Annotated in this window: 9 protein-coding genes; 7 read left to right on the top strand and 2 right to left on the bottom strand. The window is 72.6% G+C overall.

Going from position 1 to position 12,286, the window contains the following annotated elements:
* Nucleotides 1–257: 257 nt before the first annotated feature.
* The gene (locus tag EAO72_RS11895; protein WP_148017252.1) at nucleotides 258–752 is read right to left on the bottom strand and encodes a GNAT family N-acetyltransferase; all 495 of its coding nucleotides are present in this window, start codon (nucleotides 750–752) and stop codon (nucleotides 258–260) included.
* Nucleotides 753–936: 184 nt separating this feature from the next.
* On the opposite strand from EAO72_RS11895, the gene EAO72_RS11890 reads away from it, so the two are divergent.
* The 6 genes from EAO72_RS11890 to EAO72_RS11865 all read left to right on the top strand — a co-directional run bounded on the left by EAO72_RS11890 (nucleotide 937) and on the right by EAO72_RS11865 (nucleotide 9,368).
* The gene (locus EAO72_RS11890) at nucleotides 937–1,674 is read left to right on the top strand and encodes a 4'-phosphopantetheinyl transferase family protein (protein WP_148017251.1); all 738 of its coding nucleotides are present in this window, start codon (nucleotides 937–939) and stop codon (nucleotides 1,672–1,674) included.
* A 45-nt stretch (nucleotides 1,675–1,719) separates the two neighbouring features.
* A complete protein-coding gene (pgm, locus tag EAO72_RS11885; RefSeq protein WP_148017250.1) occupies nucleotides 1,720–3,360 on the top strand; it encodes a phosphoglucomutase (alpha-D-glucose-1,6-bisphosphate-dependent) in 1,641 nt (546 codons plus the stop codon).
* Nucleotides 3,361–3,479: 119 nt separating this feature from the next.
* Nucleotides 3,480–5,834 carry an FHA domain-containing protein gene (locus EAO72_RS11880; protein ID WP_148017249.1) on the top strand — a complete coding sequence of 785 codons (2,355 nt, stop codon included), beginning with the start codon at nucleotides 3,480–3,482 and terminating at the stop codon, nucleotides 5,832–5,834.
* A 9-nt stretch (nucleotides 5,835–5,843) separates the two neighbouring features.
* Nucleotides 5,844–6,425 (top strand): SH3 domain-containing protein, encoded by a 582-nt coding sequence (locus EAO72_RS11875; protein ID WP_148017248.1) that lies wholly within the window; start codon nucleotides 5,844–5,846, stop codon nucleotides 6,423–6,425.
* Entirely contained in the window at nucleotides 6,425–7,459 is a 1,035-nt protein-coding gene (locus EAO72_RS11870; protein ID WP_148017247.1) for a serine/threonine-protein kinase, read from the top strand. Before EAO72_RS11875 ends, EAO72_RS11870 begins: the two co-directional genes overlap by 1 nt.
* Nucleotides 7,460–7,607: 148 nt before the next feature.
* Nucleotides 7,608–9,368, top strand: a complete 1,761-nt coding sequence (locus tag EAO72_RS11865) for a WD40 repeat domain-containing protein (RefSeq protein WP_148017246.1) — start codon at nucleotides 7,608–7,610, stop codon at nucleotides 9,366–9,368.
* Between the two features lie 144 nt (nucleotides 9,369–9,512).
* On the opposite strand, the gene EAO72_RS11860 is transcribed toward EAO72_RS11865, so the two are convergent.
* Nucleotides 9,513–10,712 (bottom strand): streptophobe family protein, encoded by a 1,200-nt coding sequence (locus EAO72_RS11860; protein ID WP_410090256.1) that lies wholly within the window; start codon nucleotides 10,710–10,712, stop codon nucleotides 9,513–9,515.
* 252 nt (nucleotides 10,713–10,964) lie between these two features.
* On the opposite strand from EAO72_RS11860, the gene EAO72_RS11855 reads away from it, so the two are divergent.
* Nucleotides 10,965–12,286: DUF6777 domain-containing protein (locus EAO72_RS11855; protein WP_261991437.1), on the top strand; the 1,322-nt coding region annotated here is incomplete at its 3' end.

The following is a 12,286-nucleotide window of genomic DNA, read 5'->3' as shown; positions in this document are numbered from 1 at the left end:
CACTTGCGTCATGATGAAAGACGCTGAAAGGTGCCAGCTCGCAGGGTCGGTGGGCACGCGGGTTCCAGCCCGGCCACGGAGCGGGCCGGCCGCTGCGGCAGCGGACCACCGGCGCCCGCGCCCGCAGCGGGCGCTCCGGGGCGGCGCCCCGCCCCGAGCCATCGCGGCAGGGCGATCGGGGACGGTCACCGCTCAATGACGAGCGGGGCCCGCGCCCGCGGACCCCGCTCGTCTTCTTCGGCCGTGCATGCCCGGGATCAGCCCGCCGGGCTCCAGCGGTACCTGACGTCCGGCTCGTTCTCCTCGTTGCGGCTGCCGTCGTCGAAGCCGACGGCGGTGAACCCGTGCCGCTCGTAGAAGGCCCGGGCATCGGCATTGCGCTGGAAGGTGTAGAGGCCGAGCCCCTGCGGACTGCGTTCCCTGGCCTTCGCCAGCAGCCGCGTTCCGATACCCCGTCGCCGCATGTCGGGGCGCAGGTAGAGCTGTTCGATCTCGTCGCCGTCGACCGAGACGAAGCCGACCGGCTCCGCCGTTCCGCCGTCCTTCCCCAGCTCGGCCACCCAGACGTCCGTGCCGGGCAGCACGACGTGTGTCATCCAGCCAAGGGTCGCCTCGTCACTGTGCACCCTCGGCAGGTATGGCAGGGCGGCGGCGCGGGAGTCGAGAAAGAGCCGGGTGAGCGCGTCGGCGTCCTCGGCGCGCGCCTCGCGCAGTAGTACCGCGCCCGCGCGCGGGTGGCTGTCCGATGGCATCCGGAGTCTCCCGTCCGAAGGGGCCGGGTGGCCGGAACGCCCCCGCGCCTCGTGAGCGCGGCGAATCGGCCACCGCGCGATCGAACATACGTCGGCCCCGGTCCGGATCTCCATAGGATATCGATGACCGCTCCGCCGTGACACGTCCTCACGGCTCCCGCCCGGCGAAGGAATCGACGTAACGGTGTACCAGCCCAACCTGTTCGCGTTCCCGGAGGACGGCCACCGGATCCCCGCCCCCCTCGTCCCGCCGGGCTCCCCCGGGCTGTGGCTGGTGGACGCGGATCGGCAGAGCGGACCGGCGCAGCGGCTCGCGCCGGGGATCCTGGATGCCGGCGAACTCGACAGAGCCGCACGCCTGGTCGTCGCGGACGACCGCAGATGCTATGTCGCCGCGCACGTGGCCCTGCGGCTGCTGCTCGGGGCACGGCTGGGCGTCGCACCGGACGCCGTGCGCCTCAGGCGGGAGCCGTGCCCCTCCTGCGGTGGGCCGCACGGCCGTCCCGCGACCGACGGCGGTGTGCACTTCTCCCTGTCGCACACCCGTGGGCTGGCATTGTTGGCGTTCGCGGACACCCCCGTGGGAGCGGATGTCGAGCTCGTCCCGAGGCCCGAAATCGTGTCCGAGACAGCCGGTCAGCTGCATCCGGCGGAGACCCGTGAACTCGCGGAGCTTCCCGAGGAGCAGCGTCCCGCCGCCTTCGCCCGGGTGTGGACCCGCAAGGAGGCCTACCTGAAGGGCGAGGGCATCGGCCTGGCCGACGGACTCGCGGCCGAACACGTGGGAGCCGGTCCCCGCCCCCGGCCGGGTCCCGCGGGGTGGACGGTCACCGATGTCAAGGTTCCCGCCGGCTATGCGGCGGCGGTAGCGGTCCGCGCGGCGGGGCAGCCGCCCGCCCGCGCGGCCGAGCGGCGAAAATGACGGGCGGGCAGATCGCATGGAACGACCGATACGGAGGAGTGGCAGATGCCGCAGACACGAGCCGGGCAGCAGGCACGCCCGGAGGACCTGACCGATGTGGCGCGGCTGGTGACGGCGTACTACACGCTGCACCCCGACCCCGCCGAACCGGGGCAGCGGGTGGCCTTCGGCACCTCGGGGCATCGCGGGTCGTCGACGGCCACCGCGTTCAACGAGGACCACATCGCGGCGACGAGCCAGGCGATCAGTGAGTACCGGGCGCAGCGGGGCACGGACGGGCCCCTGTTCCTCGGGGCCGACACCCACGCGCTGTCGGAACCCGCGCGGGTGACCGCCATCGAGGTGTTCGCCGCGAACGACGTGACCGTGCTCATCGACTCCGCCGACGGCTACACGCCGACCCCCGCGGTCTCGCACGCCATCCTCACGTACAACCGCGGCCGCGCCTCTCACCTCGCGGACGGGGTGGTGGTGACGCCCTCGCACAACCCGCCGGGCGACGGCGGGTTCAAGTACAACCCGCCCAACGGCGGCCCGGCCGGGTCCGAGGCGACGGGCTGGGTCCAGGAGCGGGCCAATGAGATCATCGCCGGCGGCCTCAAGGACGTGCGCCGCCTGCCGTACGTCCGGGCGCTGGCGGCGCCTTCGACCGGTACGTACGACTTCCTGGGCGGCTATGTGGCGGACCTGCCGTCCGTGCTCGACCTGGACGCGGTGCGCGCGGCCGGTGTACGGATCGGCGCCGACCCGCTGGGCGGCGCGTCGGTCGCGTACTGGGGCCGCATCGCCGAGCAGCACCGGCTCGACCTGACCGTCGTCAATCCGCTCACCGACCCCACCTGGCGTTTCATGACGCTGGACTGGGACGGCAAGATCCGGATGGACTGCTCCTCGCCGTACGCGATGGCCTCGCTGATCGGGCAGCGCGACCGTTTCCAGATCGCCACCGGCAACGACGCCGACGCCGACCGCCACGGCATCGTCACCCCGGACGCGGGGCTCATGAACCCGAACCACTACCTCGCCGTGGCCATCAACTACCTGTACGCGCACCGGGACCGGTGGCCCGCGGCTGCGGGCATCGGCAAGACCCTCGTGTCGTCCGGCATGATCGACCGGGTCGCCGCGGATCTCGGCCGGCAGCTGGTCGAGGTGCCGGTCGGCTTCAAGTGGTTCGTGGACGGCCTGGCCGACGGGTCGCTCGGCTTCGGCGGCGAGGAGTCGGCCGGGGCCTCGTTCCTGCGCCGTGACGGTTCGGTGTGGACGACGGACAAGGACGGCATCCTGCTGGCTCTGCTCGCCTCCGAGATCCTCGCGGTGACGGGCGATTCGCCGTCCCAGCACTACCGGGCGCTGACCGCCCGCTTCGGTGAGCCGGCCTACGCCCGGATCGACGCCCCCGCGGACCGCGAACAGAAGGCCGTGCTGGCACGCCTCTCCCCCGAGCAGGTCAGCGCCGACACCCTGGCGGGCGAACCGGTCACCGCCGTCCTGACCTCGGCGCCGGGCAACGGGGCCGCGATCGGCGGGATCAAGGTGACGACGGAGAACGCCTGGTTCGCGGCGCGCCCCTCGGGCACCGAGGACGTCTACAAGATCTACGCGGAGTCCTTCCGCGGTGCCGAGCACCTCGCCCGCGTCCAGGAGGAGGCGAAGGCCGTCGTCTCCGCGGCCCTGAACGCCTGACCGCAGCCGTCCTCCCCCGCACAGCCGGTGCGGGGGAGGCGGTGCGGCTCCTCACCGCACGCCCCCGCACACCGCCGACTGGTCGGGCGCATAACCGTACCGGTCGATAGAATTCGGGCATGGGAGAGCCGCCGCCGGCCGCACCGACTGCACCCGAACTCGTACTCGAAACCGACGCAGGACCCACGGTGATGAGTCCGGGCCGGGAGTACCACGTCGGACGCGACCCCTTGAGCGACATCGTGATCGACGACGTCCGGGTCTCGTGGCACCACGCGGTGCTCAGGGCGCCGGACGGCCAATGGTGGATCGAGGACGAGGGCAGCACGAACGGCACGTACACCGGTGGCCGGCGGATCCATGAATCGGACGTCGGACCCGGCACCCTCCTGCGTTTCGGCCATCCGGAGGACGGCCCGCAGGCCGTGCTGAAGGCCCGGCCCGCAGCCACGCCGACGCCCGCACCGGAAAGCCCCTCCGCCGTCTCCGTGCCCGCCGCGACCGGCACCTTCCGGCAGCCGACCACGGTGAGGCCGCTGCCGTCCCGCACCGTCCGGATCGGCCGCGGATCCGGGAACGACCTGGTCGTCGACGACCTGGGCGTCTCCCGCCGCCACGCCGAGCTGCTGGCCCATACGGACGGCACGTACGAGATCGTCGACCTCGGCTCGCACAACGGAACCTTCCTCAACGGTCAGCCGGCCGACCGCGCACCCGTCTTCCCCGGGGACATCGTCGGCATCGGCCACTCCGCCTTCTGCCTGGTCGGGGACACGCTGCAGGAGTTCGTCGACACCGGTGAGGTGTCGCTCGACGTCCAGGACCTGGCGGTCACCGTCGACAAAGGACGTAAGACGCTGCTCGACCACGTGGCCTTCCCGGTGGGCCAGAAATGCCTCCTGGGAGTGGTGGGGCCCAGCGGCGCGGGCAAGTCCACGCTCCTGAACGCCCTGACCGGACTGCGCCCGGCCGACGAGGGAACCGTCCTCTACGACGGCCGCGATCTCTACCACGACTACGCCGAACTGCGCCAGCGCATCGGCCTGGTGCCGCAGGACGACATCCTGCACGCCCAGTTGACCGTGCGCAGGGCGCTCGGATACGCGGCGGAACTCCGTTTCCCGCAGGACACCGCCAAGTCCGAGCGTCAGGAACGCGTCGCCGAGGTGGTGCGCGAGCTCGGACTCGAACAGCGCGCGGGCCAGCCGATCCACAGTCTCTCCGGAGGCCAGCGCAAGCGGGTGAGCGTGGCCCTGGAGCTGCTGACGAAGCCGTCGCTGCTCTTCCTCGACGAGCCGACGTCGGGCCTCGACCCCGGCATGGACCGCTCGGTCATGCACATGTTGCGCGGGCTCGCCGACGACGGCCGCACCGTCATCGTCGTCACCCACAGCGTCCTGAGCCTGGACGTGTGCGACCGGCTGCTGGTCCTCGCGCCGGGCGGGCGGATCGCCTACTACGGTCCGCCCGGGGACGCGCTGGCCTTCTTCGGGTTCGCCGAGTGGCCGGAGGCGTTCGAGGCCTTCGAGAACGACCGCGGCCGTCCCTGGGCCGAGGAGTTCGCCGCCTCCCCCTTCCACCGGCAGTACATCGCCAACGCCAGTTCGCAGCCCCGGCTGCCGCACGCCGCGGCCGCGGAGGTCGCCCCGCCGCCCAAGACCCGCAGCTGGGGCGCTCAACTGCGGACCCTCGTACGGCGCTACGCGGCCGCGCTCGGCGCCGACCGGACGTTCCTCGTCATCATGATCGCGCTGCCGTTCGTGATGGGCGCCATGACGCGGGCCCTGGCCGGCAGCAGGCTGACCCAGGAGACGGCGATGAACGCGCTGCTCATCCTGTGTGTCGGCGGCGTCCTGACCGGCGCCGCCAACGCGGTCCGGGAACTGGTCAAGGAACGGGTGATCTACCAGCGGGAGAGAGCCGTCGGCCTGTCCAGATCCGCGTATCTGATGTCCAAGGTGGTGGTGCTGGGCACCGTCACGGTGCTCCAGGCCGTCGTGCTGACCCTGGTCGGCCTCGTGGGCGTCGATCTCAACGCCCCTGGCGGTAAGGGGGTACTGCTGCCGCCTCTGGCCGAAATCACCCTGACGGTGGCCCTGTTGTCCTTCACCGCGATGATGCTCGGCCTGCTGGTCTCCGCACTGGTGCGCAAGGAGGAGGTCACCATGCCCCTCCTGGTGCTGCTCGCGATCGTCCAGGTCGTCTTCTGCGGCGCGCTGCTGAAGCTGCACGGGGTGCCCGGCATCGAGCAGTTGTCCTGGCTGATCCCCTCCCGCTGGGCGCTGGGCGCCATGGCGGGGACGATCGACCTGGCGAGGATCGTGCCCGGGAAGCTGACCGCGGACCCCCTGTTCGAGCACTCCGCCGGAATCTGGCTCCTCGACATGGGCATGCTGGTCGTGCTCTCCGTCGTCTTCGGATTCGCGGTGGCCCGGCTCCTGCGCCGGCACGAGCCCGCCATCATGCGGAAGTAGGAGCGGCCCATGGAGACCGAGGACTTCCGCCCCACCCATGTCGTCCCCCAGGACGGACTGCCCGCCTGGGAGGCGCCCGACGTGTCCCGGCCCACCGAGCCCCTGGACCCGCTGCTCCCCGTGCAACTGCTCGGCCGGCGCGGCGACTGGGGCCAGGTCCTGTGCGCCAACGGCTGGTCCGCCTGGGTCGACGGCCGGCTGCTCGTGTCCGTACCGCACGACCCGCCGCAGGCCGGACAGCCGATGACCCGCACGGCGGACCCGCGGCCGTTGCTCGCCCGCGTCCAGGAGTCGCTGGACCGCTTCCGCCGGGCATCCGAGGAACTCGTCGAAGGCCGCATCGACGGCGAGACCTTCCGCCGTCGCACGCAAGGGCTGCGGGCCGGAGTGGTCGTCGACGGCGAGGCCGTGTGGCTGTTCGACGCGGAGCACGAGCGCTGGGTGTATACGGACGGAACCCGGCTGACGACCTACGCGGCCGCGTCCGGTCCCGGCCGGCCGGGCAGCGCCCCGGCGGGCGGCGCCGGGCCGGAGGCGACCCGGCTCGTCGACCCCGGCACACATCCGCGGACCCGGCCGGGTGACGGGTGATGGCCCCCGCCGCCACCGGCCCTCCCGACGATTCCGCGCTGCCCACCGGGCGGCCCTCCGACCTGGTCGGCAGGCAGATCGCCGACTATGTGGTGGAGGACGAGATCGGACGCGGTGGGATGGCCGTCGTCTACCGGGCCAAGGACCTGCGCCTGGACCGCACGGTCGCCCTCAAACTGCTCGCCCCGGAACTCGCCCGCAACGACACCTTCCGCAAGCGCTTCACCCATGAGTCCCGGGTGGCCGCCGCGATCGACCACCCGCACATCGTCCCGGTCTTCGAAGCGGGTGAGACCGAGGGCGTCCTCTATATCGCCATGCGCTACGTCGCCGGCCAGGATCTGCGCGCCCTCATCGACCGGCAGGGTCCGCTCCCCCTGGGCACCGCGCTGCGGATCGCCGCCCAGGTGGCATCCGCACTCGATGCCGCCCACGATCACGATCTGGTGCACCGGGACGTCAAGCCCGGCAACATCCTGATCGCCGCGGGCACGGACAGCGACCATCCGGAGCATGTGTACCTCACGGACTTCGGCCTCACGAAGAAGTCGCTGTCCCTGACGGGGTTCACCTCCGTGGGCCAGTTCGTCGGAACGCTCGACTACGTGGCACCCGAACAGATCTCCGGCCGTCCGGTGGACGGGCGCTGCGACGTCTACAGCCTGGCGTGCGTCGTGCACGAGACGTTGGCCGGCGCCCCGCCGTTCCAGCGCGACGACGACATGGCGCTGTTGTGGGCCCATCAGTTCGACCCGCCGCCGGCGCTGACGGGGCTGCGCCCCGATCTGCCGGTGGGCCTCGACGCGGTGCTGGCGAAGGCCCTGTCCAAGAGCCCGGACGACCGCTACGACTCGTGCCTCCAGTTCGTGGCAGCGCTGCGTGCCGCGGCGCGGGGCGAGGTGGGAGGCGGTCATCCGCCGACACAGGTGGACCGGAGGATCGGCGCCTGGCCGTCGGGCCCCGAACCGCCGCCGAGCCCGCCGCGGTGGGCGCTGCCGATGTTTCGCGGGGTCGTGGAAGGCCGGGACCTCTGAAGCGTGTTGCCCCGGACCCCGCCGTTCCCCACCACCGGCAGCCGTTGTGCCATGCCGCCTCTCGCGGACCGCCCTCGAGGGCCGCCGCGACCTGTTAGTTTCCGAATGTCGCCCGCACGGCGACCTCGGACAACAGTGGGGGGTCCACTTGAACGGATACAGTCACGCCCGTTTCAGACGCGCACGAGGTCTGCTCGTCGCACTCGCGCTCAGCGCCGCCGCACTGACCGCGGGAACACCGGGCGCCCGGGCGGCCGAACCGGGTGAACCGTCCGACGTCACGATCGAACTGCCGACGAGCACGTACTCGCGCATGCTGGTCGACGAGGCGCGCCAACGGGTGTACGTCACCACCGGCGGTCTGTCGGCGACCGTCCACGCGATCCTGGTGTACGACTTCGACGGCAATCTGCTCCGTACCGTCACCACCGAGGCCTTGACCGCCGCGGGCGCGATGACGCTCTCCGCCGACGGCAGCATTCTCTACGTGGCCGTGGCCGACTACGTACTGATCTTCAACCCCGACACCTTCGCGTACATCGGCGGCGGGTGGGTGAAGAGCGACTTCAGGGACGGGCTGTGCTCCGGCGACCTGGGAATCACCGGGGGTCAGCTGTGGGTCACCAGAATGGGCAGCCAGGAGTACCCGAGGGACTGCTCCACCGAGGTCCAGACACTGTGGAGCGGGGCCCCCACGGGCGGCACCTTCACCGACAGCGGCAGCCTGGTGAGCGCGAAGTTCGCGACCTCGCCGGGACTGCCGGGCAAGCTCGTCCAGGCCTACGCGACGTACGGGACGCCCAGGCTGGTCGTCGGTGTCTACGACGCCACCACGCCCTACACCAAGCAGCTGGCTCTGCGGGCGTACACCGCTGCTACGGACCCGGCGGCCCCGCCCAAGGACGTCGCCATCAGCCCCGACGGCTCGCTGGTGGCGGTCGCGGCCGGAACCTCCGGCACCGCGACGTTGTCCACCACCGGCCTCACCGACGCGGCGCCCGGCTACGGTTCGCTGCCGGCGGGCACCAGTTCGACCGCGGTCGCCTTCAGCCCGGACGGCTCCCTCGTCGCCCGAGGCGGCGCGGTCGACGGCACGGCGGCCGACCTGCTGGTCGACCCGGCCCGCCCGTCCCAGGGCGACGCACCACGGGGATACACCTTCACGGACGGATCGTCGGGCGGAGACAGGGTGGCCGACCGCGGACTCGCCTTCAGTCCGGACGGCTCACGGCTGTTCGCCATGACCACCAACGCCGCCAAGGACTCCTACTGGCTGCACATCATCACGAACCCCGGCGCCCGCTACCACTCCGCGTTCGACGGTCCACCGGCCGTGGAGCCGGGTACCCCCTTCGCGGGTCAGACCGTACGGATCTCCGGCACCCTGCGGCGCAACGGTCCAGGACCCGGCGAACCGGCGCGGGTGACCGCCGTGCGCCACGACGCGGACGGCGACCACACGGTCCCCTCGGCGACCGTCGGCCCCGACGGTGCCTTCACCCTGGTCGACACCCCGTCCACCACCGGGAGGGCCACCTACACCGTCTCCTTCGCCGGCGACGCCGCGCACGACCCCGCTCCGGACTCCACCGTGAGCGTGGAAGTGACCAAAGCCCCGACGGAGTTGGTGCTCGACCAGCCCGACAGCGCGACGACCGCGGGCGTGGTCCTGCACGGCACCCTGAGCACGGCCGGGACGCCGCTGCCCGAGGGAACCCGCGTCGCCGTCCAACGCTGGACGAAGAAGGGAATCGCCGACCTGCCCCCCGCCCTCGTGGGCCCCGACGGTGACTTCACCGTGACGGACGCACCACGCGCTGCCGGGAGCACCCTGTACACCGTCTCCTACGCCGGTGACGCCTTGCACGACGCCTCGGCAAACTGGGTGACGGTCCCGGTCACCCGCTGAACCGGGCACCGTGACGGGACGGCGGACGCGCACCACGCCGACGCCGTCCCGTCGAACAGGCGGGGCGACAGTGCACGGGCCGGATTTCCGCGCGGGGTCGGTGACGTGCCCACGACCGCCGGCACCAGCCCCTCGATGTCCGGACTATCCGTGGGGACGCCCGTCCGGCGGGACCGCCTCGCCGCGCCGGTGTACGCGGGCCGCGAGCAGCCCGCCGAAGAAGCCGGTGACCAGACCCCACAGAAGGGCCAGTCCGAGCGCGCCCCACAGCCGCGGCCGCAGCAGCACCTCGCCGCCCAGCCCGCCGCCGAGGTCGCCGAGGCCGAGGAGGGACAGACCGTAGTGCGCCGAGATCCGGACGAGCAGGCACACGGCGAGCACGGTGAGGGCGAGCGCCACGGCCATGTGCACGGCGTGCTGCCAGGGACGCATCCGGGCCGGTGAGCGCACGGCCGTCAGGAACGCGGCTGCCAGGGTGAACAACGCGGCGACGGCGACGCACCACCAGACGCGGCCGTCCTGCTCGGCGAGCGTGCCGACGTTCAGCGTGGCGAGGTCCGGTGTCCGCAGGACGGCGTCCAGTACCTGCGGCATCGGCAGTCCGAACGGCCCGTCCACCTTGCCTTCCCAGGACGCCCCGAGGCCCAGGGTGAACGCCAGCCAGACGAGGTTGGGCAGTCCGAGCAGAATCACGGCGAAGGTCTCGGCGGGATGTCCCCGGGTCACCACGACGACGAGCGCGATGACCAGGCCCACCAGCACGTACGCGAGCAGCAGCGCCACCATCGCGTACGCGGCCGGGCGCACCGATTCCTGGAAACGCACCAGCCGTGCGGGAAGCGGCGCTCCGCGCGAGACCAGCAGGGCGAGGACGAGGAGGCCGGCCAGCCAGAGCAGGCCGAGGACCAGGGTGAGCGGGATCTCGGCACGGAACCCGGCCCGGGACGAGGCGTCGAGCACGTCACCGATGACGCCGCCCGTCGGGTCGGCCCCCGGAACGTCGAAGGTCTGCCGGGCCAGGAGGGACAGCCCGATGAGCACCAGGAGCCACAGGACCGCGATCCGGCCGGCCCATCCGGCCAGTTCGCGGGTGGCGGCGACGGCCCGGTGCCGCAGCGGGCGAAGGAATCCGGCGGCGAGGACGAGCGCGCCGACGAGGGTGACCGAGAGCGGCAGCGCCGAGATGTCCGCGTGTGTCCCGGCGAGTTCCCCCGAGTTCCCCGACAGGGCGACCGATCCGCCGGCCGCCATCACGACGACGGCCGCGACCACGCGGGGGAAGGAGCCGCCGGGCAGTTCCGCGGCGCCCGCCGCCCACAGTCCGAGGGCGGCGGTGACGCCCATGACCAGCAGCCCGGCGAGAACGGTCAGGAGGGCGTCGCCCCAGCCGTGCGCGGCCCGCGTTCCCGTACGGTCCCGGCCGTCCGAACCCTGTGTCGTCACGGCCCCACGCTAAGGCGTGCGGCAGAGGGCGGCGAGGTGCTCCGCCCCTCGGGCGGGCCCACCGCGTCGGCTTGCGGGCCGTGCGGGTGGCGGGCACACAATGGCTGATACCTGAAGAATTCGGCACCGACCCTGGCGTGGGAAAGAAGAGCCGTGAGTGACCAGCCGCCGTCGTCCGGCCGCCCCACGGGGCCGCCGTCGGGACCGCTTTCGGGTCCATCGCAGGAGGGACCCGTCCCGCCGCCTCCCGGGCGCCCGTCCGGCCCGCCGGCGGGTCCGCCCTCCGGCGGCGGCCATGACGGACCTCCCGGCCCCGGCGGTCCGGGCGAGACCCCGCAGGGCCCTGGGCGCGGCCCCCGCACCCCGTGGTGGCGGTCGGTCCCGAAGGTGGCGACGATCGCCGTCGCTCTGGTGGCGGCAGTGGTGCTGACCGTCGTCCTCACCCGGCCGGACGGGTCGGACCGGGCGGGCGGGGAGGTGTTCCTGGAAGCGGCCGGATCGACCGGGCCCGCTCCGTTCACCGGTTCGACCGCACGCAGCAGCGCCGGGGACGCGACGCCCACCGCCGTACCGAGTCCGGCGGCGAGCGCCTCCCGGACCCGGTCCAACGTCACCCAGGGCGTGGACGGTTCGGCCCCCGGTCTGTACGGCGGCACCCGCAAGGTCGCCTCGTGCGACGTGGAGAAGCAGATCACGGCCCTGGGGGACCAGCCGGCCAAGAACAAGGCATTCGCCTCCGTCGAGGGAATCGCCCCGTCCGGCGTCCCGGCCTATCTGCGCGCCCTGACTCCGGCCCGGTTGCGGCTCGACACCCGCGTGACCAACCACGGTTACGAGAACGGCTCCGCCACGAGCTACCAGGCGGTCCTCCAGGCCGGCACGGCGGTGCTGATCGACGACCGGGGAGTGCCCAGGGTCCGGTGCGCCTGCGGGAACCCGCTGCTGCCGCCGGTCGCGCTGAAGGGAACGCCGGAGCAGAAGGGCGAGGCGTGGCCGGGCTACCGGGCCGGAGATGTCGTGGTGGTGGAGCCCGCCGCACAGCCGGTGAACGTGTTCGTCATGTTCGACCCCGGGACCGAGGGCTGGTTCGAACGGGACGCGGGCGACACGGGTGACGGCGACAAGAAGACCGATCCGCCCGCAGAGCCGGACGCCTCGCGGTGTCCGCCACGGTCCGGCGGCGGTTCGGCCGACCCATGCCCCTCGGACTCCTCCTCACGTGCCCCGTCGTCCGGGGAGCCGTCGTCGCCCCCGACGGATCCCGGTGAGCCGACGGAGCCGCCCCCACCGCCGCCGCCTTCGTCCGAGGGGCATGGGTCGGCCGAACCGCCGCCGGACCGTGGCGGACACCGCGAGGCGTCCGGCTCTGCGGGCGGATCGGTCTTCTTGTCGCCGTCACCCGTGTCGCCCGCGTCCCGTTCGAACCAGCCCTCGGTCCCGGGGTCGAACATGACGAACACGTTCACCGGCTGTGC

The sequence above is a fragment of the Streptomyces sp. OR43 genome, assembly GCF_008042275.1.
Taxonomy (GTDB): Bacteria; Actinomycetota; Actinomycetes; order Streptomycetales; family Streptomycetaceae; genus Streptomyces.
This window is presented reverse-complemented; position numbering and strand designations above follow the sequence as displayed.

Excerpts from the sequence above, each read along its gene's own strand:
- EAO72_RS11860 (WP_410090256.1), bottom strand. The coding sequence starts at position 10,712 with ATGGGCGTCACCGCCGCCCTCGGACTGTGGGCGGCGGGCGCCGCGGAA.
- EAO72_RS11875 (WP_148017248.1), top strand. The coding sequence starts at position 5,844 with ATGGAGACCGAGGACTTCCGCCCCACCCATGTCGTCCCCCAGGACGGA.
- EAO72_RS11870 (WP_148017247.1), top strand. The coding sequence starts at position 6,425 with ATGGCCCCCGCCGCCACCGGCCCTCCCGACGATTCCGCGCTGCCCACC.
- EAO72_RS11880 (WP_148017249.1), top strand. The coding sequence starts at position 3,480 with ATGGGAGAGCCGCCGCCGGCCGCACCGACTGCACCCGAACTCGTACTC.
- EAO72_RS11895 (WP_148017252.1), bottom strand. The coding sequence starts at position 752 with ATGCCATCGGACAGCCACCCGCGCGCGGGCGCGGTACTACTGCGCGAG.
- pgm (WP_148017250.1), top strand. The coding sequence starts at position 1,720 with ATGCCGCAGACACGAGCCGGGCAGCAGGCACGCCCGGAGGACCTGACC.